This window comes from Bradyrhizobium sp. CCBAU 53415, from assembly GCF_028128735.1.
GTDB lineage: Bacteria > Pseudomonadota > Alphaproteobacteria > Rhizobiales > Xanthobacteraceae > Bradyrhizobium.
In genome coordinates this window covers 161,653-182,025 of the sequence record NZ_LBJF01000027.1, presented here as the reverse complement: position 1 = coordinate 182,025, position 20,373 = coordinate 161,653, and the positions used below count along the sequence as shown (strand labels likewise).

The 20,373-nt window shown below is 64.2% G+C and carries 24 protein-coding genes; 15 read left to right on the top strand and 9 right to left on the bottom strand.

Translation table 11 applies throughout. The features are described 5' to 3' along the window. Positions 1-98 precede the first annotated feature (98 nt). From XH87_RS29140 to XH87_RS29120, 5 genes are all read left to right on the top strand, one after another. Positions 99-1,076 carry a small ribosomal subunit Rsm22 family protein gene (locus XH87_RS29140; protein WP_271589887.1) on the top strand — a complete coding sequence of 326 codons (978 nt, stop codon included), beginning with the start codon at positions 99-101 and terminating at the stop codon, positions 1,074-1,076. Positions 1,077-1,214: 138 nt separating this feature from the next. Then, on the top strand, positions 1,215-1,775 hold the full coding sequence (locus XH87_RS29135) for a LemA family protein (protein WP_271589886.1): 561 nt from the start codon (positions 1,215-1,217) through the stop codon (positions 1,773-1,775). Between the two features lie 129 nt (positions 1,776-1,904). Continuing rightward, positions 1,905-3,128 carry a M48 family metallopeptidase gene (locus XH87_RS29130; RefSeq protein WP_271589885.1) on the top strand — a complete coding sequence of 408 codons (1,224 nt, stop codon included), beginning with the start codon at positions 1,905-1,907 and terminating at the stop codon, positions 3,126-3,128. A gap of 208 nt (positions 3,129-3,336) precedes the next feature. Further along, positions 3,337-4,089 (top strand): hypothetical protein, encoded by a 753-nt coding sequence (locus tag XH87_RS29125; protein ID WP_035699870.1) that lies wholly within the window; start codon positions 3,337-3,339, stop codon positions 4,087-4,089. Positions 4,090-4,149: 60 nt separating this feature from the next. After that, positions 4,150-4,818 (top strand): hypothetical protein, encoded by a 669-nt coding sequence (locus XH87_RS29120; RefSeq protein ID WP_035699876.1) that lies wholly within the window; start codon positions 4,150-4,152, stop codon positions 4,816-4,818. 40 nt (positions 4,819-4,858) lie between these two features. Here the strand turns inward: XH87_RS29120 and XH87_RS29115 are convergent, their stop codons facing one another. The 5 genes from XH87_RS29115 to petA form a co-directional block, all read right to left on the bottom strand. Further along, on the bottom strand, positions 4,859-5,398 hold the full coding sequence (locus tag XH87_RS29115) for an adenine phosphoribosyltransferase (protein WP_018323310.1): 540 nt from the start codon (positions 5,396-5,398) through the stop codon (positions 4,859-4,861). 140 nt (positions 5,399-5,538) lie between these two features. Further along, on the bottom strand, positions 5,539-7,704 hold the full coding sequence (locus XH87_RS29110; protein ID WP_271589884.1) for an anthranilate synthase component I: 2,166 nt from the start codon (positions 7,702-7,704) through the stop codon (positions 5,539-5,541). Positions 7,705-8,094: 390 nt separating this feature from the next. Beyond that, the gene (locus XH87_RS29105; protein ID WP_158670283.1) at positions 8,095-8,769 is read right to left on the bottom strand and encodes a dienelactone hydrolase family protein; all 675 of its coding nucleotides are present in this window, start codon (positions 8,767-8,769) and stop codon (positions 8,095-8,097) included. A gap of 285 nt (positions 8,770-9,054) precedes the next feature. Further along, positions 9,055-11,127 (bottom strand): cytochrome b/c1, encoded by a 2,073-nt coding sequence (fbcH, locus tag XH87_RS29100; RefSeq protein ID WP_271589883.1) that lies wholly within the window; start codon positions 11,125-11,127, stop codon positions 9,055-9,057. A gap of 62 nt (positions 11,128-11,189) precedes the next feature. Further along, positions 11,190-11,720 (bottom strand): ubiquinol-cytochrome c reductase iron-sulfur subunit, encoded by a 531-nt coding sequence (petA, locus tag XH87_RS29095; RefSeq protein ID WP_271589882.1) that lies wholly within the window; start codon positions 11,718-11,720, stop codon positions 11,190-11,192. 290 nt (positions 11,721-12,010) lie between these two features. On the opposite strand from petA, the gene XH87_RS29090 reads away from it, so the two are divergent. The 5 genes from XH87_RS29090 to XH87_RS29070 all read left to right on the top strand — a co-directional run bounded on the left by XH87_RS29090 (position 12,011) and on the right by XH87_RS29070 (position 15,337). After that, positions 12,011-12,469 carry a tRNA (cytidine(34)-2'-O)-methyltransferase gene (locus tag XH87_RS29090; RefSeq protein WP_035699882.1) on the top strand — a complete coding sequence of 153 codons (459 nt, stop codon included), beginning with the start codon at positions 12,011-12,013 and terminating at the stop codon, positions 12,467-12,469. Positions 12,470-12,515: 46 nt separating this feature from the next. Then, positions 12,516-13,148, top strand: a complete 633-nt coding sequence (gene queE / locus XH87_RS29085; RefSeq protein WP_035699884.1) for a 7-carboxy-7-deazaguanine synthase — start codon at positions 12,516-12,518, stop codon at positions 13,146-13,148. Between the two features lie 19 nt (positions 13,149-13,167). Next, complete coding sequence (gene hemF, locus XH87_RS29080) at positions 13,168-14,055, top strand: oxygen-dependent coproporphyrinogen oxidase (protein ID WP_271589881.1); 888 nt, start codon at positions 13,168-13,170, stop codon at positions 14,053-14,055. Between the two features lie 2 nt (positions 14,056-14,057). Continuing rightward, complete coding sequence (locus XH87_RS29075; RefSeq protein ID WP_442868336.1) at positions 14,058-14,801, top strand: HAD family hydrolase; 744 nt, start codon at positions 14,058-14,060, stop codon at positions 14,799-14,801. A 329-nt stretch (positions 14,802-15,130) separates the two neighbouring features. Next, positions 15,131-15,337, top strand: coding sequence for a DUF2158 domain-containing protein (locus XH87_RS29070; protein ID WP_271589879.1), 207 nt, complete (start codon positions 15,131-15,133; stop codon positions 15,335-15,337). A 137-nt stretch (positions 15,338-15,474) separates the two neighbouring features. On the opposite strand, the gene XH87_RS29065 is transcribed toward XH87_RS29070, so the two are convergent. Then, positions 15,475-15,729, bottom strand: coding sequence for a hypothetical protein (locus tag XH87_RS29065; protein WP_271589878.1), 255 nt, complete (start codon positions 15,727-15,729; stop codon positions 15,475-15,477). A gap of 96 nt (positions 15,730-15,825) precedes the next feature. Here XH87_RS29065 and XH87_RS29060 point away from each other — a divergent pair, with 96 nt between their 5' ends. The 5 genes from XH87_RS29060 (at position 15,826) to XH87_RS29040 (ending at position 18,164) form a co-directional block, all read left to right on the top strand. Then, the gene (locus XH87_RS29060) at positions 15,826-16,260 is read left to right on the top strand and encodes a dodecin family protein (protein ID WP_271589877.1); all 435 of its coding nucleotides are present in this window, start codon (positions 15,826-15,828) and stop codon (positions 16,258-16,260) included. 153 nt (positions 16,261-16,413) lie between these two features. Beyond that, positions 16,414-16,725, top strand: a complete 312-nt coding sequence (locus XH87_RS29055) for a hypothetical protein (protein ID WP_271589876.1) — start codon at positions 16,414-16,416, stop codon at positions 16,723-16,725. 140 nt (positions 16,726-16,865) lie between these two features. Then, positions 16,866-17,042 (top strand): hypothetical protein, encoded by a 177-nt coding sequence (locus tag XH87_RS29050; RefSeq protein WP_199763264.1) that lies wholly within the window; start codon positions 16,866-16,868, stop codon positions 17,040-17,042. A gap of 38 nt (positions 17,043-17,080) precedes the next feature. After that, on the top strand, positions 17,081-17,410 hold the full coding sequence (locus XH87_RS29045; RefSeq protein ID WP_035699897.1) for a GcrA family cell cycle regulator: 330 nt from the start codon (positions 17,081-17,083) through the stop codon (positions 17,408-17,410). A gap of 190 nt (positions 17,411-17,600) precedes the next feature. Continuing rightward, positions 17,601-18,164: a hemerythrin domain-containing protein gene (locus XH87_RS29040; RefSeq protein ID WP_271589875.1), complete on the top strand. Its 564-nt coding sequence runs from the start codon at positions 17,601-17,603 to the stop codon at positions 18,162-18,164. 84 nt (positions 18,165-18,248) lie between these two features. On the opposite strand, the gene XH87_RS29035 is transcribed toward XH87_RS29040, so the two are convergent. Genes XH87_RS29035 through XH87_RS29025 form a run of 3 tightly spaced genes read right to left on the bottom strand, consistent with a single transcriptional unit; the run spans position 18,249 to position 20,079 of the window. Further along, a complete protein-coding gene (locus tag XH87_RS29035; protein ID WP_271589874.1) occupies positions 18,249-19,016 on the bottom strand; it encodes a sulfite exporter TauE/SafE family protein in 768 nt (255 codons plus the stop codon). Beyond that, positions 19,013-19,153, bottom strand: a complete 141-nt coding sequence (locus XH87_RS29030; protein ID WP_271589873.1) for a hypothetical protein — start codon at positions 19,151-19,153, stop codon at positions 19,013-19,015. Before XH87_RS29030 ends, XH87_RS29035 begins: the two co-directional genes overlap by 4 nt. Before the next feature lie 47 nt (positions 19,154-19,200). Continuing rightward, complete coding sequence (locus XH87_RS29025) at positions 19,201-20,079, bottom strand: outer membrane protein (RefSeq protein ID WP_271589872.1); 879 nt, start codon at positions 20,077-20,079, stop codon at positions 19,201-19,203. Positions 20,080-20,373 lie beyond the last annotated feature (294 nt).

Sequence of the window (20,373 nt, the reverse complement as noted above, 5' to 3'; positions counted from 1 at the left end):
TTCCGGGGCTCGCGCAGCGAGAACCCGGAATCTCGCGCTGCAATCTCGAACTCCCGGGTTCGCGACTTCGTCGCGCCCCGGCATGACGGTGGGCCAACATGATCTCACCCACCCTTCCGGCCGAACTGAAAGCCGTCCTCGACGGCAAGCTCCAGGGCTTCTCGCGTACCGACGCGGCACAGCGCTCCGAGAAGATCTCGACCACCTATCGCGCCGGCGGCGGCTCCGGCACGATCAAGTCCGAAGCTGATGCCCTCGCCTACGCACTTGCGCGCATGCCGGCGACCTACGCGGCCGTCGCCGCGAGCCTGAACGCACTCACCGAGATCGCACCAAGCCTCGCCCCGGAGACGCTGCTCGACGTCGGCGCCGGTCCGGGGACCGCGAGCTGGGCCGCCGCGGAGGCGTTTCCGTCGCTGCAGGACTTTACCCTGCTCGACGCCAACGCCACCCTGAGCCGGCTCGCGCTCGATCTGGCACGCGGCAGCTCGCGCCTCGCGGAGTGCCGCTATCTGCCGGGGGACGCCGGCGGAAATCTCGCCGAGGTGTCACAGGCCGATCTCGTCGTTGCGAGCTACATCATCGGCGAGCTCAGCGAGGCCGATCAGCGCAAGCTCACGGATGCCATGTGGGCGAAGGCCCGCCACGCGCTGGTCGTGATCGAGCCCGGCACGCCCGCCGGCTACGCCCGCATCATCGCACTGCGCCAGCAGCTGATCGCGGCCGGCGCCTACGTCGCCGCGCCCTGCCCGTACGAGAAGCCCTGCCCGCTCGTCGCGCCCGACTGGTGCCATTTCAGCCAGCGCCTGCCGCGCTCGCAGGCGCACCGCCAGATCAAGGGCGCCGAGGTACCATTCGAGGACGAGCGCTTCATCTACGTCGCCCTGACCCGTACCCCGCCTGCCACGCGCGCGGCGCGCGTGCTGGCGCCGCCGGTTGTCGGCAAGGCCGAGATCACGGCAAAGCTCTGCACCGAGGAAGGTGTCGCGCTGACGAAGATCCCGCGACGCGACAAGGCCGCCTATGCAAGCGCGCGGCGCTGGCGCTGGGGCGACGCCGTCATTGCCGAAAGTTAACCTCGTCACCCGCTTTTGCCTTGAACTCGGGCAGCTTCCCGTTCGACCAAGTCCTACCTCCCCTCTGCGCCGGGCTCTCGCTTCGCGCCAATTTGGTCTACCCTAGCGCCCGCCTTCTTCCCTCTTCAGGAGTCCTCCATGTCGACCGGCTGGATCGTTCTCGGCGTCATCGTCGTCCTCGTGCTGTTCGCCTTCAGCGCCTACAACCGCCTTGTGGCGCTGAGCCAGCGCGTCGGCCAGGCCTTTGCCGATATCGACGTGCAGCTCAAGCAGCGCCACGATCTGGTCCCGAACCTGGTCGAGACCGTGAAGGGCTATGCTTCGCATGAGCGCGGCACGCTCGACGACGTCATCAAGGCACGCAATTCGGCGATGTCGGCACAGGGACCGGCGCAGGTGTCCGCGGCCGAGAACCAGTTGTCCGGCGCACTCGGCCGGCTGATCGCGTTGTCGGAGGCCTATCCGGATCTCAAGGCCAACGCCAATTTCCAGCAGCTCGCATCCGAGCTCTCCGACCTCGAGAACAAGATCGCGGCGAGCCGCCGTTTCTTCAACAACGCGGTCCAGGAATACAACACCGGCATCCAGCAGATGCCCGCCGCCCTGTTCGCCGGCATGTTCGGCTTCACCAGGAAGGACTTCTTCGATCTCGGCGCCAGCCGTACCGAGATCGAGGCGGCGCCGCAGGTGAAGTTCTGATTGCCTGACATGCCCATTGCTTTTCTCCGTCATTCCGGGGCGTCGCAAAGCGACGAAACCGGAATCTCGAGGTTCCGGGTTCACGCCTTCGGCGTGCCCCGGAACGACGGACTTTGACGAAGACGCGTCATGGCCGCGTATGGTCTCTACACGCACATCGCCTCGAACAAGTTTCGTTCGATGCTGCTGCTCGCCGGCCTGTTCATGCTCGTTTACGTGCTGGTCTATGCCGGCGCGCTGGTCGCCGAGGTCGTCATCGACGGCAATGGCACGGTCGCCTTCTATCTGAGCCGCGCCTTCGCCGACCTGCTCAAGGCCGCGCCGTTTGCGACAATTGCGGCGGCGCTCTGGATCGTGATCGCCTATTTCTTCCACCAGTCGATGATCGATGCCGTGACCGGCGGCCACGACGTGACCCGGCAGGAGCAGCCGCGGCTCTACAATCTGCTGGAAAACCTCTGCATCTCGCGCGGCATCACCATGCCGAAGCTGAAGATCATGGAGAGCCCGGCGCTGAACGCGTTCGCGACCGGGCTCAATCCGCGGCAATATTCCATCACAGTCACCACCGGTCTCCTCGCCGCGCTGAACGACAAGGAGATCGAGGCGGTGCTGGGCCACGAGCTGACCCACATCAAGAACGGCGACGTGCAGCTCATGGTCGTTGCCGTCATCATCGCCGGCGTGGTCGGATTCTTCGGCGAATTGTTCTTCCGCCTGTTCACGAACTTCAACTGGAGCTCCGGCTCCGGCGGCTCGTGGTCCTCGGGCTCCTCCTCGTCCCGGTCGTCCTCGTCATCGAGCGACAGCAAGAACTCCGGCGGCGGCGCAGTGATCGTGATCATCATCGCGATCGTGCTGATCGTGGTGGCCTGGCTGCTGTCCCAGGTGGTCAAGCTCGCTTTGTCGCGGTCGCGCGAATTTCTCGCCGACGCCGGCTCCGTCGAGCTGACGAAGGACCCCGACGCCATGATCTCAGCGTTGCGCAAGATCGAGGGCCGCGGCGAGCTGCCGGGCGCGACCTCGGCGGTGATGGAGCTCTGCGTCGACAATCCGCGCGAGGGCTTTGCCGATTTGTTCGCAACCCATCCCTCGGTGCAGGCCCGGGTCGACGCGCTGGTCAAGTTCGCCGGCGGCCACGACCCCGGTCGGCTGCCAGACCCCGTTGAAGAGACGGATCGGCCCGAGACGGAACAACCTGAGGCACAGGCCAACCCGCAGGATGCGCAGCCGCCGCTGCCGCATGGGCCGTGGAACGACGCGGGCAACCCGGCTGGACCGCCGCCCGTGCCGGCCCCAGGCCCCTCAGGAGCCCCGGCGGGCAATGCGATGGGACCCTGGGGCCGCCATTGAGCGCGTGATTTGCCGCTCCTCGCGGCGGGTTTCCGAGCGATCAGGAAAAACCTCGGGAATTGCCCTAACTGGGGCCCGCGGAATTGAATTCTCCCTTGTTTCTGCCATGTTCGCGCCCAACAGCAGACTTGGGACCATCTTTGGGACATCGATTTGGGGCCCGGCCGATTGCGACCTCGCGATCGGGGGCGCGCGTTAGGGGACAGCAATGGCAAAGCCGGCAGTGGTTGTGGTGGGGGCGGACAAGGGCGGGGTCGGCAAGACCACGGTATCGCGGACCTTGCTCGATTATTTCTCGGCCAACAACGTGCCGACGCGCGCGTTCGACACGGAATCCCCGCGCGGAACCCTGAAGCGCTTCCACCCCGACATCACCGAGATCGTCGACATGACGACGACGGCGGACCAGATGAAGATCTTTGACACGCTCAACGCCGTCAGCCCGTCGGTGACCGTGATCGACGTCCGCGCCGGCCTGCTCTCGCCGGCCCTCGCCTCGCTGCGCGACATCGGTTTCCTCGACGCCGCCAAGGCCGGCCAGATCACCTTTGCGGTGTTCCATATCCTCGGCCCCTCGATCGCCTCGCTGGAGGAGATCGCCGAGACCGCGGGCTTCATGAGCGGCGCAAAATATTTCCTGGTGAAGAACTTCATCAACGACACCCAGTTCTTCCAGTGGGACCAGGCCACCTACAACTCCTACTTCCACCGCATCAAGGACGCGACCGAGCTGACCATCCCCAAGCTCAACGAAATGGCATATGAGCAGGTCGAGGTGTCCTCCGTCCCGTTCCTGAAATTCGTCGCCAACAAGGGCATCAACGACGAAGCCGCGAACTATTCCTTCGTGCTGCGCGGCTATGTCCGGCACTGGCTGGCGAACGTCTGGAGCGAGTTCGACCGCATCCGCCTCACCGACATCGTCGGCTCGAAACCGGTGACCCGCAACAGCGAAAAATAGTTGCGAAGCCGGGGCTGATACGGCTGGATTGGGCGCTGACTTGGCCTGATATAGCTGTCGATGCCCGCAACGCCCGTCTACATCATCTGTTCGCCCCGCCCGCAGGTCGGCAAGACCCTGCTGGCGCGGCTGCTCAGCGAATTCCTGCTGCTCAAGAACGGCAACGTCGCAGCCTTCGACGTCAACCTGAAGGAGCCGTCGCTGCTCGACTATCTGCCGAAGATCACGGAAACCGCGGACGTGATCGACACCTACGGCAAGATGCAGCTGATGGACCGCGTCATCGTCGACGATGGCCTCGCCAAGGTGATCGACCTCGGCTTCCACGCCTTCGACGAGTTCTTCAAGATGACCGACGAGATCGGCCTATTGAAGGAAGCGGCGCGCCGGCACGTCGCACCGCAGATCCTGTTCGTCGCCGACACCGACCGCGTCTCGGCCCGCGCGCATGAGATGCTGAGGGGGCAGATCCCGCGGATGAACCTGATCACGGTGGACAACGAATATGTCGTGCGCGGCGAGCTGCCGCCCGCCATGGCCAGCGGCCGGCTGTTCCGCTTGCCCGCGCTGCCCGGTTTCCTCAAGACCTATATCGACCGGCTGAGCTTCTCCTTCACCGGTTATCTGCGCCAGGAAAAGGATTCCTCGACCGAGCTGCACCAGTGGACCCGGCGGAACTATATCGCCTTCCGGGAACTCGAGCTCAGCCTGATCCTGCAACGGTCTTGAGGTGGATGAGGTTCGGGCCGAGCGCCACGCCCGTCACCGCTCAGTGCCCCTCGAACGTCATCAGCGTGCGCACCGGCACGTCCATGGCGCGCAGCTTGGCGGCGCCGCCGAGCTCGGGCAGGTCGATGATGAAGCAGGCGGCGACGACGTTGGCGCCGATCTGGCGCAGCAGCTTCACAGCGCCTTCCGCGGTGCCGCCGGTGGCGATGAGATCATCGACCAGGATCACGCGCTCGCCGGGCTGGATCGCGTCGACATGCATCTCCATCTCGTCGATGCCATATTCCAGCGAATAGGCGATGCGCACGGTGGTGTGCGGCAACTTGCCCTTCTTCCGGATCGGCACGAAGCCGGCCGAGAGCTGGTGCGCCACAGCGCCGCCGATGATGAAGCCGCGCGCCTCCATGCCGGCAACCTTGTCGATCTTGTTGCCGGCCCAGGGGTTCACGAGCTCGTCCACCGCGCGGCGGAACGCGCGCGCGTCCGCGAGCAGGGTGGTGATGTCGCGGAACATGATGCCCGGCTTGGGATAGTCGGGGATGGTGCGGACGCTCGCCTTGATGTCGTGGTCGAAGGTCATTCGTTTCTCATCTCAGTTGTCATTCCGGGGCGATGCGTCAGCATCGAACTCCGGTGCGCAATGGCGCACCCGAGAATCTCGAGATTCCGGGTCTGGTGCTTGCGCACCATCCCGGAATGACGAGGTGAAATATCCTGCACTCAATTCGTCCCCGCATCCAGCCGGAACGCATTCTCAACAATACGCAAGCCCACCTCATTACCGAGCGACATCAGCGATTCCGGGTGGAATTGCACGCCGGCAACCGGCAGGGTCTTGTGCTCCAGCGCCATGGCGACGCCGTCCTCGGTGCTGGCGGTGACGGACAGCACCTCCGGCATGCTGTCGCGCTCGACGAACAGCGAGTGATAGCGGCCGATGACGATCTCGTTCGGCAGATTGCGCATCAAGCGCCCGCCGCGCACCTGCACCCGCGAGGGCCTTCCGTGCGCCGGATGGGTGAGCTGGCCGAGCTCGCCGCCAAAATATTCGCCGATCGCCTGCACGCCGAGGCAGACGCCGAACACCGGCAGCTTCTTCTCCAGCGCCGCATCGATCGTCTTCTTGATCCCGAAATCCTCGGGACGTCCGGGACCGGGCGACAGCACCAGCAAATCCCACCTCTTCTGCTTGAGCATGTCGAGCGCATGCACATAGCGGACCACGGTGACGCTGGCGCCTACCTGGCGGAAATAATCGGCGAGCATGTGCACGAAGCTGTCGTCATGGTCGATCAGCAGCACCTGCTTGCCTGAACCCGTCGCGTCGGGCGCGAAAGTCGACAGTGGCTTCGGCGGATCGCCGCGCAGCGCCTGGAACAGGGCTGCGGCCTTGACCTGGCACTCACGGTCTTCCGCGGCGGGATCGGAATCGAACAGGCAGGTGGCGCCGACGCGGACCTCGGCGAGGCCATCCTTCATGCGGATGGTGCGGATGGTGAGGCCGGTGTTGATGCTGCCGTCGAAATTGACCGCGCCGATCGCGCCGGCATACCAGCGGCGCGGCGAGCGCTCGTGATCCTCGACGAACTGCATCGCCCAGAGCTTGGGCGCGCCTGTGACGGTCACCGCCCAGGCATGGGTCAGGAAGGCGTCGAGGGCGTCGAAGCCAGGCCGCAGCATGCCCTCGACGTGATCGACCGTATGGAAAAGCTTTGAATAGGTCTCGATCTGCCGCCGCGCCAGCACCTTGATCGTGCCGGGGACGCAGACGCGCGCCTTGTCATTGCGATCGACGTCGGTGCACATGTTCAGCTCGAACTCGTCCTTCTCCGAGTTCAGGAGCTGGCGGATCTGCTCGGCATCGCCGATCGCATCGGTGCCGCGCGCGATCGTGCCCGAGATCGGGCAGGTCTCGACCCGGCGGCCGTCCGAGCGCACGAACATTTCCGGCGAAGCGGAGACGAGGAATTCGCCCTCGCCGAGATTCATCAGCGCGCCGTAGGGCGACGGATTGATGACGCAGAGCCGCTGGAAGACCTCCGCAGGCGAGCGGTCACAGGGCTCGGCAAACAGCTGGCCCGGCACGGCTTCGAACAGATCGCCCCGCGCAAAGGCGGCGCGCGCAGTCTCGACAGTCGCTTGATATTCGCCAGGCGCGTGATCGGCAAAGCCCTGGCGCGGTGTCTTCATATACGGGCTGTCGGCGGTCTCGCGCGGCAGGCCATCGGTAGATTTGCCCTTCCAGGCGAAGTCGTAGGCAAGCACGACGCCGCGGCCGGTGGCACGGTCATAGGCCAGCAGGCGATCCGGCACGTACAACACGATATCGCGCTGGTCGGCCTCGCGCGGGCGCTTCTGCACGAGGTCCTCGATCTGGAAGACGAGGTCGTAGGCGAAGGCGCCGAACAGGCCGAGCAGCCCGTCGTCATTGGCGGAGAAAGCGGCGATGATGTCGCGCACCAGCGACATCACGCTGGCGCGCCGCGTGCGCTGATCCTCCTCGACCGGCGCATCGCCACGGACGATGTGGCCGGCAAGGCGCGTCGCCGTCTTCTCGGAGATCACGACGCAGGGCTCGCGCAGGACGTCGCCGAGGAAGACGATCAGCACCTCTCCTCGCGCGTTGAGCGCTTCGAGCTTGAAATCGACTCCCGTGGTCTCGAGCTTGAGCGGCGGGTCGGAAAAGCCGAGATCGAAACTCTCGTAGCGGCCCGGCACCGTCGTGCCCGAGGACAGCACTACGCCCCGGCGGCGGTCGAGCAGATTGATCAGGTCGTCGAGCCGGTTCGCGCCACCGGTAAACTGCTCCGCCACGCGCGTGATCGCAAGACCCGCACGGGTCGCGTAGTCGCTTCTGGCCGGAAGGGCAAAGACTGTCCTGTTCATGTCGTCCTCTTACGAAACTTGCCGAGGGAACGCCACACAGGACAAACGATCGGGCCGCCGCACTGCGTTGGCGACCTCAGACGATTTTGGGAAAAGAAATCGCACCGGCCACCTCTTCAGGAGGCGCGCCACCAAAGACGGGCTGGGCGGAGGGCGGTGCTCATGGGGGGCGATACTCACCATGGCCCGGGGGCGGCGTCAAGGGCGGCCGGGCTGCGGGTCAGAGGCCACACTTCTTCCAGAAGTGCCACCATCTCGGCATCGCTGGCAAAACTCGCCGCGCTCAGCTTGATCGAGATCCTCGCGAACGGCCGCCCTGTGCTCCTCCGGGATCGCGAAGACACCTCGCGCTCCCGACGCCTGTTGTTCTCGCATCGGTCGGGCACGCCCCTACCCCAGATGCTTCCGGAAAAACTCCGTCGCCCGGCCCCAGGCGAGCTCGGCGGCTTCGCGATCGTGCACGGCCTGGCGCTGCTCGTTGACGAAGGCGTGCTCGGCGTCATAGCGGAACAGCTCCAGCGACTTGCCGGCGGCCTTCATGGCCTTCTCGAAGCCGTTGACCAGCTCCGGCGTGCACCAATCGTCCTTGTTGGCGAAATGGGCCTGGAGCGGGATCTTGACGTCGGCGGGCTTGGCGGCCTGCTCCGGCGGGATGCCGTAGAACACGACGCCGGCCGCAAGCTCCGGGATCTTGGTCGCGCCGATGATGGTCACGGCGCCGCCGAGGCAGAAGCCTGTCAGCCCGACCTTGGCGCCGTTGCGCGACAGATATTGCGCGGCGCCGCGCACGGTCTGCGTGGTGGCGTCCATGAAGTCGAGCGAGTTCATCTCCTTGTTGGCGCTCTCCGTGTCGTGATAGGGCACCACCTTGCCCTTGTAGAGATCGGGCGCCAGCGCGTCGAAGCCGGCCAGCGCAAAGCGGTCGCACAGGCCCTTGATCTGGTCCGACAAGCCCCACCATTCCTGGATCACGACCACGCCCGGCGCGTTGCCGCGCGCGGCGTTGGCGAGATAGCCCGAGGCGTCCTTGCCGTCCGGGCGCTTGAAGGTGATGGCGGTTCCCATGGTGTCCTCCGATGAGTTTCTGAGGGAGCGATTGGCGGTATTTTGGCGGGTGAGCGGCAGATAGGCAATCGCGCCAAACAACACACTCTCGTGCCCCGGATGCAATGCAGCGCGCCGCCCTTCGCGGCGCGGTGCGTTGCTGATCCGGGGCCCAGCCCATGAGTACGCTGGGTCCCGGCTCTGCGCAGCAGCGTTGCACGCTGCAGCGCGTCCGGGACACCGGCGACGCCAACAAAAAAGCCCCCTCGCGGGGGCTCTTTCATTTCTCGTCTCGGCGCGCGCCGCTCAGTGCGAGTCGGCCCAGACCTTCTTCTTGGTGAAGTACATCAGGCCCGCGAAGATGATCAGGAACACGAAGACCTGGAAGCCGAGCCTCTTGCGCGCTTCCATGTGCGGCTCGGCGGTCCACATCAGGAACGTGGTGACGTCCTTGGCGTACTGCGCGACCGTGGTCGGCGAGCCGTCGTCATAGGTCACCTGGCCGTCGCTCAGCGGCTTCGGCATCTTGATGGCGTGGCCCGGGAAGTACCTGTTGTAGTAGGAGCCCTCTGGGATTGTGACGCCCTCCGGCACCTTGTCCTCGAACCCCTGCAGCACGGCCGCCACGTAGTCCGGACCCTGCTCCTGGTACTGGGTAAAGAAGTCGAAGATGAACCAGGGGAAGCCGCGCTTGTAGGAGCGCGCCTTGGTGATCAGCGACAGGTCGGGCGGCGCCGCGCCGCCGTTCGCGGCACGCGCGGCCTGTTCGTTCGGGAATGGCGAAGGGAAATAATCCGCCGGCCGGCCCGGACGCTCGAACATGTCGCCCGCATCGTTCGGACCGTCCTTGATCTTGTAGTCGGAGGCGAACGCCGCCGCCTGCGCCACCGAATAGCCGGGGCCGCCGGCTTCCGCGAGGTTGCGGAAGGCGATGTAGGACAGGCCGTGGCAGCTGGAGCAGACCTCCTTGTAGACCTTCAGCCCGCGCTGCAGCGCGCCGCGATCATACTTGCCGAAAGGGCCCGAGAACGACCATTTGTTGCCCGGCGGCGTATCGCTGCCTTCAGACGCTTTCGCGCTGTCGATCGAGCCCACGAACAGCGAACCGGCGAGCGCCAGCACGATCGCGGTCGAGACCATCGGTGTCGACCTGCTGCCGGTCTTGGCCAGGACCGCATCCGAAATCGAGTTCGGGACTGGCCGCGGCTTCTCGATACGCGCGAGCAACGGCAGCACGATCAGGAAGTAGGCGAAGTAGCACACCGTCAGGACCCGGCCGGCAACGACGTAGATGCCCTCCGGCGGCTGCGCGCCGAGATAGCCGAGCAGGATGCAGACCACGACGAAGATCCAGAAGAACTGCTTGGCGAGCGGACGGTACTTCGACGACCTCGTCCTGGCGCTGTCGAGCCAGGGCAGGAAGGCAAGGATGATGATCGCCCCGAACATCGCGATGACGCCGGCGAGCTTGTTCGGGATCGAGCGCAGGATCGCGTAGAACGGCAGGTAATACCATTCCGGCACGATGTGCGGCGGCGTCACGCCCGGGTTCGCCGGAATGTAGTTGTCGGCGTCGCCGAGATAGTTCGGCATGTAGAAGATGAACCAGGCGTACAGCAGCATGAAGCAGGTGACGCCGAACATGTCCTTGATGGTGGCATGCGGCGTGAACGGCACCGTGTCCTTTTCCGTCTTCGGCTCGACGCCGTCAGGATTGTTCTGACCCGCGACGTGCAGCGCCCAGACGTGCAGCACGACGACGCCCGCGATCACGAAGGGCAACAGATAATGCAGCGAGAAGAAGCGGTTCAGCGTGGGGTTGCCGACCGAATAGCCGCCCCACAGCAGCGTCACGATGCTCTCGCCGACATAGGGAACGGCGGAGAACAGGTTGGTGATGACGGTAGCACCCCAGAAGCTCATCTGGCCCCACGGCAGCACGTAGCCCATGAAACCGGTCGCCATCATCAGGAGGTAGATGATGACGCCGAGGATCCACAGCACCTCGCGCGGCTCCTTGTACGACCCGTAGTAGAGGCCGCGGAACATATGGACATAGACCGCGACGAAGAACATCGAGGCGCCGACCGCATGCATGTTGCGCAGCAGCCAGCCGTAGTTCACGTCGCGGACGATCAGCTCGACCGACTTGAAGGCGAGATCGGCATTCGGCGTGTAGTGCATCGCCAGGATCACGCCGGTCAGGATCTGCATCCCCAGCATGAAGGAAAGGATGGCGCCGAAGGTCCACCAATAGTTCAGGTTGCGCGGAGTGGGATAGGCGACGAAGGAGGAGTGCATGAGACCAAAGATCGGCAGACGCCGCTCGATCCATTGCAGGGCCGGGTTGCTCGGCTGGTAGTCGGATGGTCCGCTCATGATGCGATCCTGAGGAAATAGTACGACGAGACGGCGCGAAGCTTCGGACGAAAGTCCGAAGCTCAGCCGATCTGGATTTTGGTGTCGGAAACGAACTGGTACGGCGGAACCAGCAGGTTCAAGGGCGCGGGCCCCTGGCGGATGCGGCCGGACGAATCGTACTGCGAACCATGGCAGGGGCAGAAGAACCCGTCGTAATTGCCTTCATGGGCGATCGGGATGCAGCCGAGATGGGTGCAGATGCCGATCACGACGAGCCACTGCTCGTGGCCGGATTTGACGCGGGCTTCGTCGGTCTGCGGATCGGGCAGGCTCGCCACGTTGACGGCGCGCGCCTCGTCGATCTGCTTCTTGGTGCGGTGGCTGATGTAGATCGGCTTGCCGCGCCAGAACACCTTGATGTCCTGGCCCTCTGCGATCGGGCTGAGATCGACCTCGATCGGCGCACCGGCGGCGATGGTCGAGGCATCAGGATTCATCTGGGAGATGAAGGGCCAGAGCGCAGCCGCGCCCCCTACTGCTGCAGCTGCCCCCGTTGCAACGAATAAGAAATCACGGCGTGTCGGATGGTCCGCCGAAGACGCTGTCGTCACGATTCCAACCCTTTCTTCTTGTGCTACCGGTGGAACCGCTCCGAGGGGCGCCCAAGAGGTCCCCGGAAAGGCTGCCGGCGCCCGCGGCCCCCCGCGGCGGCAGAACTTGGCTTGTTCACCTCTAAACGGGTGAAACAGCAGTCCAGAATCGTTCTATTGGCACCCTTGCCGGGCGAGCGCAAGCCCGCTAACGGCGTGGGAGCGTGCCATGCACGAATTCCCGGGCGGGCGATGTTTTATTGAGACATTTCCGGCCCGCCCTGCCCCCCGATACAGCCCTTGCACCGCCCATGCAGATAGCGCTTTTCCAGCCTGACATCGCTCAGAACACTGGCACGATTCTCAGGCTTTGCGCTTGTCTGGACATGGCCGCCCATATCATCGAACCTGCGGGCTTCCCCGTCTCCGACCGCTTGTTCCGCCGGGCGGGAATGGATTACCTCGACCATGTCAGGCTCACCCGCCATGACTCCTGGGCGAGATTCGAGGACTGGCGCGCGGCACAGGGCTGCCGGCTGTTGCTGTTCACCACCAAGGCTGCGACCGACTACCGCGATTTTCGTTACCAGAGGTCGGACATCCTGCTATTCGGGCGCGAGAGCGCCGGCGTCACCGACGCGGTGGTCCAGGCCGCAGATGCGCATCTGGTGATCCCGATCAAGACGGGGCTGCGGTCACTCAACGTGGCGATGAGCGCGGCCATGGCCGCAGGCGAGGCGCTGCGGCAGATCCGGAACCCGCAGGCCTGACAGGTGAAGCCTGACGGGTGAAGTCTGACAGGTTGAGGAGAGACGATTGAGTTACGCGGTCAAGGAAATCTTCCTGACCCTGCAAGGCGAAGGCGCACATGCCGGGCGCGCGTCCGTGTTCTGCCGTTTTGCCGGCTGCAACCTCTGGAGCGGGCGCGAGGCCGACCGTCAGCACGCGACCTGCAGGTTCTGCGATACGGATTTCGTCGGCACCGACGGCACGCTCGGCGGCCGCTACGCCTCGGCCGCGGAACTCGCGGACACCATTGCCGCGCAATGGACCGCCTCAACCGGCAACCGCTACGTGGTGCTGACCGGCGGCGAGCCGCTGCTCCAGGTCGACGCCGAACTGATCGAAGCGCTGCACGCCCGCGGCTTCGAGATCGGCGTCGAGACCAACGGCACGATCGCCGCGCCGGAGGGTCTCGACTGGATCTGCGTCAGCCCCAAGGGCGGCAGCGAACTGGTCCTCCGCCAGGGCCACGAGCTGAAGCTGGTCTATCCCCAGGCGCTGGCCGAGCCCGAAGCCTTCGAAGGCCTCGCCTTCGAGCGCTTCTCGCTGCAGCCGATGGACGGGCCGGAGGTCGCCCAGAACACTGCACGGGCGATCGACTACTGCCTGCGCCATCCGCAATGGCGGCTCAGCGTGCAGACGCACAAATCGCTCGGCATCAGATAGGACGCGACCGGGAATGCAGATGGACGTTACGAAAATCGAAGACCGCAAGACCCGCGCCCGCGCCTGGTTCGAAACCTTGCGCGACGACATCTGCGCAAGCTTCGAGCGGCTCGAGGATGAGGCGCCGCAAGCGCTCCATCCCGGCGAGGCCGGTCGCTTCAAGCGTACGCCCTGGCAGCGCACCGATCATACCGGCGCGGCCGGCGGTGGCGGGATGATGTCGATGATGCATGGCCGTCTGTTCGAGAAGGTCGGCGTGCACTGCTCGACCGTTCACGGCGAGTTCGCGCCCGAGTTTCGCGCACAGATCCCGGGCGCCGCGGAAGACCCGAATTTCTGGGCCTCCGGCATCTCGCTGATCGCGCATATGCGCAATCCGAACGTGCCCGCCGTGCACATGAACACCCGCTTCGTCGTCACCACCAAGGCCTGGTTCGGCGGCGGCGCCGACCTCACGCCGGTGCTCGACCACAGGCGGACGCAGGAGGACCCCGACACGATCGCCTTCCACGCGGCGATGAAACAGGCCTGCGCGCAGCCGAGCGGCGTTGCCGATTACGACAAGTACAAGAAATGGTGCGACGAGTATTTCTACCTGCCGCACCGGAGAGAGGCGCGCGGCATCGGCGGCATCTTCTACGACTGGCACGACAGCGGCGACTGGGACGCCGACCTCGCCTTCACCCAGGACGTCGGCCGCGCTTTCCTGAGGATCTATCCCGAGATCGTGCGGCGCAATTTCGCGAGCGCCTGGACCGCTGCGGATCGCGAGGAGCAATTGATCCGGCGCGGCCGCTACGTCGAATTCAACCTGCTCTACGACCGTGGCACCATCTTCGGCCTCAAGACCGGCGGCAATGTGGACTCGATCCTGTCGTCGCTGCCGCCGGAGGTGAAGTGGCCATGACAATGAAGCCCGCTGTGAGGCCGCTGCCGCGCGCCATGCTGATCGACATGGACGACACCATCCTGTCGGCCTATGGCCGGCCCGAGATCGCCTGGAACACCATCGCGAACGAGTTTGCCGAGGAGCTGGCGCCGCTGCCGCCGCCGCAGGTCGCCGCCGCGGTGCTGGCTTTCGCGCGAAACTTCTGGGCGAACGCGGAAGCCGCATGGCGAATGAAGCTCGCCGAGGCGCGGCACCTCACGGTCAAGGGCGGCTTTGCGGCGCTCGCGGCGGCCGGCCATCGTGCCCTGCCCGACGACCTCGCCATTCGCCTCGCCGACCGCTTCACCGCCTATCGCGAGGAGGAGATGTTCGTGTTTCCCGGCGCGCATGAGGCGATCGACCGGTTCAAGGCGCTCGGCATCAAGCTCGCGCTGGTCACCAACGGCGCAGCGGACATGCAGCGCGCCAAGGTCGAGCGCTTCGAGCTGGCGCACCGCTTCCACCACATCCAGATCGAGGGCGAGCACGGCTTCGGCAAGCCCGAGGAGCGTGCCTATCTGCATGCGATGGAGGCGCTCGGCGTCACCGCCGAGGACACCTGGATGATCGGCGACAACCTCGAATGGGAAGTCGTGACGCCCCAGCGTCTCGGCATCTACTCGATCTGGATGGACGTGCATGGCGACGGCCTGCCCGAAGGCTCGACGATCAGGCCCGACCGCATCATCCGCTCGCTCGGCGAGCTGCTGCCGGACCAGGCGTAACCAGGCACAAAGCAAAAACTGCGAAAACAACCCCATGCACAGTAGGGCGCAGCTGCAAAATCAAGGGCTTACGGATTATACGAAACGGCTTTGACTCGTCGGGCAAAACAGGGGCATGATGTCATCGTCGCGGGGCTTGCGAGGGACATGCTTCTGCGTGAGCCGCATGCGCAACCAGTGCGGCCGAACCAGCCGATCGCGAGCGAGCGCAGCCAAGACCGTATCGCAACGTGCCGGCGGAATCTCCCGGCACGGCAGCGGGCGTGATCGGCATGTCATGACGGCCTGTTAGCTTCACGGCCGAGTCGATCAACCCGAAAGGACAATCCATGGATCTGAAAGCCGGCGATGTCGTGATGCTGAAATCCGGCGGCCAGCCGCTGACCGTCGCGGAGGTGAAGGAGAACGAGGTGCTCTGCCTGTGGATGGGCATGGAAGGCGACCTATTCCGCGAGACGCTGCCGCTCGCCGTGCTCGTGCAGGTGGAAGAAGATGAGGAAGAGGACGATGAAGACGAGGATGAGGACGAGGAGTAGGCACGCCTAAGGCCGAATCCTGGTCAGGTCGGAGCGTTCCGCTCCGGCCCGACCGATGTCCGCTTCTCTGCCGATAACGGCGCAATGGCGGACATCGATCCTACTCGATCATGTCGTCGCTGGAGTTCACAGCGGGATCAAGATTTGGCGGGTCTTCGGACCTCGACCTTCTCGCCGACTTCGATGACCATCAGATCTTCACCGAGCTCCACCGGACCGGCGTAAGTCTTCCGTGTTGGCGGAATCAGATCCTGCTCTGTCGCATTCGGCAACACGATGTGCGAATACACCGCCAGCCTGGGCTTCGTTCGAGCAAATGCGTCGCCCGCTTGCTCTGGCGTGGTGTGATGGGGGGTTGGCTTCGGGCCCGGAGGGCAAAAACGTTGCTGCATCTCTGATCGACGCAGCAATCGGGGTCGTGCAGCGCTCAAGACAGTCCGTGCCCTGACCATCACCGACAGGCCCAACCAGCCTCGCCGGAGAACCGCATGAAGTCGGTGAGGGTCAAACGGGAAAGTGACAGCCGCACAGACCCTTTTCCGTCTACCCGCCATGACGGGCATGAAGGCGCTGGCCCGGTTCGGAGCCAGGAGCCACGCTCCGGCAAGTGCAGTTTGCCCTTCCCGGCTCCGAGGCGTCCCCGAAACGGTATCGGCGTCGAGATCCTGATGCTAGATTTCCCGGATCACGCCGGACAGGAGGACGACATGCCTGATAGCGTCTACAAGGTCATAGAACTGGTCGGTACCAGCAGCGACTCATGGGAAAAGGCGGCCGCCAACGCAGTCGAGCAAGCTGCAAAATCTCTCCGGGATCTTCGCATTGCAGAGGTCGTCAAGCTCGATATGCAACTGGATGACAAGGGAAAAGTCGAGGCCTACCGCGCCAAACTCAATGTATCCTTCAAGTTCGAGGGCTCCTGAGTCTCCCCTTGCGGGGCGAGGATGGTCCATTGGAGAATGACGCGTTGCGCGGTCCTCGCAGCCGGGCGGCGTGATCCAGCTCGGAAGCAGGCCCCGACTTCGACTGGGACCGAATATCCTGATCCGTGAGGGGGCGTGGCGTGTGGTGGCCTCATGTACATGGTCATTCGCAAATACATCAAGCTTCGTTCGGTAGCGGACGCCGCACGCCGCGCCAAGAGCGGCGTCGGTGAGATCCTAAGGCAGTCGCCGGGATTCAGATCTTACTATGTGCTGGATGCGGGCGATGGCGTTGGTATCGCCGTGATGATATTCAACGACCGCGAAAGCGCCAATGCAGCCAACGCCAAGATACTGGCGTTCGTTCAGGCGAGTCTGCATGACCTCGATCTTGGAGTTCCCGAAATCACCACCGGCGAGGTTTTGGTCAACATAGAGCCCGATGGGTCCTCGGGCACAAGGTAGCCGCAAACTCAGCAGCTGCCGCCCGCTGCCATGCAGTCAACCTATCCCGGTCGCGTTTGCGGCAATGGCGCGCCCTGGGCATCAGATGTCGTAAGCAAGGAATACGTGACTGCGCATTCTTGTCGAGGAGTGGCAACAACATGAAGCAACACACATCCGAAACATTTTTCATCACAGCGATCGGCTGGACGCCGCTCGTGCTCGTGGGCACCGCGATGCCGCCAAGAGATCCCGATGAAGACGACGAGGACGAAGACGACGAAGAGGAAGAGGACGCTGACGAACCGCCGGTCGTGCGCGAGCCGGACGAAGACTAGACTGGTGCGAGTTGGCAGTCGGCGCTATAATATTTCTCATGGGCTGGGATGCGAAGGACATAGCGCTCCTCAATCGGCTCTGGGCCGCGGGACAGAGCGCAGCGCAGATCGCGCGCCGTCTCGGGTGCAGTCGTAACGCGGTCTGCGGCATGCTGACCCGTCTGGGCCTGAAGCGCGGCCGCAAGCCGCCCACAGCAAGGCCCAAGATAAGACCGCCCCCAAAGCCGAGGCCGACGTCGTCGGCAGCCTGTGCCCGTCCAGTCGCACGGAAAGTGTCGCGGAACACTGCGGAGAGGCAGCAGCCCAAGGAATTCAGCAAGCAGCAGCTCTATGCCATTCTGGCTGAGGCGGTCAGAAACACCGGCTGAGAGTTCGCCACGAATGTCGCTGCGCTCCCGTCCTTGCCCGGCCCGGTTCGACGGGGTCCGCCGTCGTGCAACCTCCCGAGGCTTCGTCTGCTCAGCCCGGCCGACCCGATCCCAGAGTTTGATCCAGCGCAAGATTCCAATTCGCCTTCAGGATATTTTTCGATCATTCAATGGTTCATTGGAGGTTACAATGATCATTGAGCGTCTATCCCGGGAACACCGCAATATCGAGACGCTGCTTGCCGTGCTCGAGCACGAGCTCGATATTTTCGATCGCGGGGACCACCCCGACTATGAAGTCATTCGCGCAATCATCAGCTATTTCGAACTCTATCCCGAGATCTACCATCATCCCCTGGAGGAGTTGGTCTTTGCCAAACTGGAGCTTCGCGATCCGGATGCGGCGGCAAGCGTCGGCGACCTGAGACTTGAGCACAAAAAGGGAGCCGAGCGTTTGCACCGCGTTGCGCAGGCGATCGAGAGTGTTCTTTCGGATCGGGAACTCCTTCGGCAAGACGTGGACGATATCATTCGCGACTTCATAGAGAGCGAGCGGCGTCACATCGTGATTGAAGACCGCGATTTCTTTCCTGCCGCTCTCAAGGCTCTAGAGCCTGCAGATTGGAGCGAGATCGCTTCGACCTCGACCAATCATGAGGATCCGCTGTTCAGCGAGGCTGCGGAAGAGACCTTCGGCGCGCTACGAGAGCGCATCCTGCAGATGGAGCACGAATCTGAAGTCGGACGACGCTAGAAGCGCTCCATTGGTGCACGATAGAAGATGGAGACCGCGGCGCCGTCGGCTGGAGATCCGCGCCGTCAATGCCTCGACCGTGTATCAGATCAGCTGCCTCGCCGCCGCCGAGATCATCACCAGCCCGCCAGTGATCACCGCGACGTCCAGGATCGCCGCATGGATGTGCATCGGCATCCGCTCGACGAACGCTTTTGCGAGGAACGCGCCGGGCACCGCCATGCCGCCGATCAGCAGCGCGAAGGCAAGCACCTGCGCGGTGACGGCGCCGGCCAGCCCAAACACCGAGATCTTGATGAGGCCGGTGCCGAGCGAGATCATCGCATCGGTCGCGATCACGGCGGCGCCTTCGAGCCCTGCGGCCATCAAGAGCGAGAGCAGGATCACGCCGGACCCCGACGTGCCGCCGACCAGCACGCCGTAACCCACCGAGCCGGCGGCAAGGCCGGTCTCGCCGATCCGCACCTTGCGGCGGCGGAGCACGCGGCGGAGCGGCACGCTCAGGATCAGCATGGCGCCGATCACGAGTGCGGCGCCGGCATTGGTGAGGCGCGTGTAGCCATAGGCTCCGAGCGCGGTGGTCAAGCCTGCGCAGGCGAGCACGATCAGCGCGCGGCGGCGGTCGGCATGGCGGACATAGGCGAGAGCGCGGCTCGCATTGGTCAGCATCGCGGAGATCGCGATGATCGGCACCACGGGCTCGGCGCCGACCAGCGGCACCAGCACCAGCGGCATCAGGGCGCCGGTGCCGTAGCCGGCGAGGCCACCGATGATCGAAGCAAACAACGCCATCGTTGCTACCAGCAACAGCTGCAGAAGCGAGATGTCGGCGAAGCCTGAAACGATGGTCAATTTTTCTGATCGCGGCTGATGCGCGCCGCAGCTTGATCGGCGATGGCAGCGAGCGTGGCTTCCTCTAGTGGAAAATCCGCCGCGAGCCAAGCGTCCTCGGCGAGCGTCAACGTATGTCCGGCTTCAATTTCTTTCAAGCAGGCGGCCGCCGGACGGAGCACAGCTATCGGTCGCTCCGAGCGGATCAAAACCGGAAGTTCATCCCCATGCGAACGATGTCGTAAGCGTTGCTGAACTTGACGTTGACGAAGCCATTGCCGGTCGCCGGACTCTGCACCGTCAGCTTCACGTTCTGGTCGCCGAGGTCGATGTGCAGGTATTCGGACCTGATAGTGACGTTCGGCAGCACTGCATATTCAAGACCGCCACCGGCTGTCCAGCCGACTGAGACCTGTGACGAGGAGCCCGCGAGGCAGGTCGTGAAGCCAGGACAGATAATCCTTGTGACGAATCCGCCGTCGACGCTCCAGCCCAGCGGACCAATGATCGAGATGGCAGCCTGTGACTTCGTTCCACCATAGGCGAGGCCGCCTGTGCCGAAAGCGAGGAGGCGATCGCTCAACAAGTAGCCGATCCGGCCTCGCAGGGTGCCGTACCAGTCGAGTTGATGGGAAGAGGCGGCCGAGAGGGTGACGCCGCCCTCATCGGGCGCCTTAAACAACGTATCGTCCTTGATGTTGGCGTATTGCAGGTCGGCTTCGAAACCCGCGATCCATTTGCGCTCGATCTGCCAATTGTAGCCAATCTGTCCGCCACCGGTGAAGCCGGATGCGCGAGGAGATTGCCGGTAGGTCGGATTGGTCGCGTCTGGGTCCGCTTGCAGCGAACCTATCGCCAGATTATCGGTGAACACAGTGCCCGCACCACGGCCGACACCCGTCACCGGATCGGCAAGGTGATCGCCGGTGAAAGCGGCGCTCTCGTCCTGCCAACCGTAGCCGGCATTCACGCCACCGTACCATCCGGTCCAGCCATAGACGGCGGTCACCCTCCCCGGCAGGTCGTCAGCCAATGCTGGCGGCGACAGCATCATGCTTGAAACGACAACGCCGGCAGCGATCAATCTTCTCATGTTCAATACACCCAATAAGTCCGTCGTTCGGAATGACTACCGAGTCGCGCTCAGGTCGTCTTGTCCGCGAAGGTGCTGGGGTTGATCGAAACGGTGCGGCAACGGGATCGCCGGCGAATGTGGTTTGGGCGCAACGGTCGGCAGCCGCAGACTTGACCTGTCCGGCGCTGAACTTGACCTGAGATGCACGGCTGTCCGCTCTTGCATCACTTCGGTGGAAAGGTGGGTGGATGCATTTCGCGCGGCGACCATGTTACGAATAGAACCGGCGCGCGAGGATATTGG

Bases quoted from the DNA above. Each gene is read 5' to 3' on its own strand.
- XH87_RS29070 (WP_271589879.1), top strand. From the start codon at position 15,131: ATGGATCTGAAAGCCGGCGATGTCGTGATGCTGAAATCCGGCGGCCAG.
- XH87_RS29110 (WP_271589884.1), bottom strand. From the start codon at position 7,704: ATGAACAGGACAGTCTTTGCCCTTCCGGCCAGAAGCGACTACGCGACC.
- XH87_RS29045 (WP_035699897.1), top strand. From the start codon at position 17,081: ATGGGCTGGGATGCGAAGGACATAGCGCTCCTCAATCGGCTCTGGGCC.
- fbcH (WP_271589883.1), bottom strand. From the start codon at position 11,127: ATGAGCGGACCATCCGACTACCAGCCGAGCAACCCGGCCCTGCAATGG.
- XH87_RS29115 (WP_018323310.1), bottom strand. From the start codon at position 5,398: ATGACCTTCGACCACGACATCAAGGCGAGCGTCCGCACCATCCCCGAC.
- XH87_RS29105 (WP_158670283.1), bottom strand. From the start codon at position 8,769: ATGGGAACCGCCATCACCTTCAAGCGCCCGGACGGCAAGGACGCCTCG.
- XH87_RS29075 (WP_442868336.1), top strand. From the start codon at position 14,058: ATGAAGCCCGCTGTGAGGCCGCTGCCGCGCGCCATGCTGATCGACATG.
- XH87_RS29125 (WP_035699870.1), top strand. From the start codon at position 3,337: ATGGCAAAGCCGGCAGTGGTTGTGGTGGGGGCGGACAAGGGCGGGGTC.
- XH87_RS29065 (WP_271589878.1), bottom strand. From the start codon at position 15,729: ATGCAGCAACGTTTTTGCCCTCCGGGCCCGAAGCCAACCCCCCATCAC.
- hemF (WP_271589881.1), top strand. From the start codon at position 13,168: ATGGACGTTACGAAAATCGAAGACCGCAAGACCCGCGCCCGCGCCTGG.
- XH87_RS29050 (WP_199763264.1), top strand. From the start codon at position 16,866: ATGAAGCAACACACATCCGAAACATTTTTCATCACAGCGATCGGCTGG.
- XH87_RS29040 (WP_271589875.1), top strand. From the start codon at position 17,601: ATGATCATTGAGCGTCTATCCCGGGAACACCGCAATATCGAGACGCTG.
- XH87_RS29120 (WP_035699876.1), top strand. From the start codon at position 4,150: ATGCCCGCAACGCCCGTCTACATCATCTGTTCGCCCCGCCCGCAGGTC.
- XH87_RS29135 (WP_271589886.1), top strand. From the start codon at position 1,215: ATGTCGACCGGCTGGATCGTTCTCGGCGTCATCGTCGTCCTCGTGCTG.
- XH87_RS29060 (WP_271589877.1), top strand. From the start codon at position 15,826: ATGAAGTCGGTGAGGGTCAAACGGGAAAGTGACAGCCGCACAGACCCT.
- XH87_RS29140 (WP_271589887.1), top strand. From the start codon at position 99: ATGATCTCACCCACCCTTCCGGCCGAACTGAAAGCCGTCCTCGACGGC.
- XH87_RS29055 (WP_271589876.1), top strand. From the start codon at position 16,414: ATGTACATGGTCATTCGCAAATACATCAAGCTTCGTTCGGTAGCGGAC.
- XH87_RS29090 (WP_035699882.1), top strand. From the start codon at position 12,011: ATGCAGATAGCGCTTTTCCAGCCTGACATCGCTCAGAACACTGGCACG.
- XH87_RS29130 (WP_271589885.1), top strand. From the start codon at position 1,905: ATGGCCGCGTATGGTCTCTACACGCACATCGCCTCGAACAAGTTTCGT.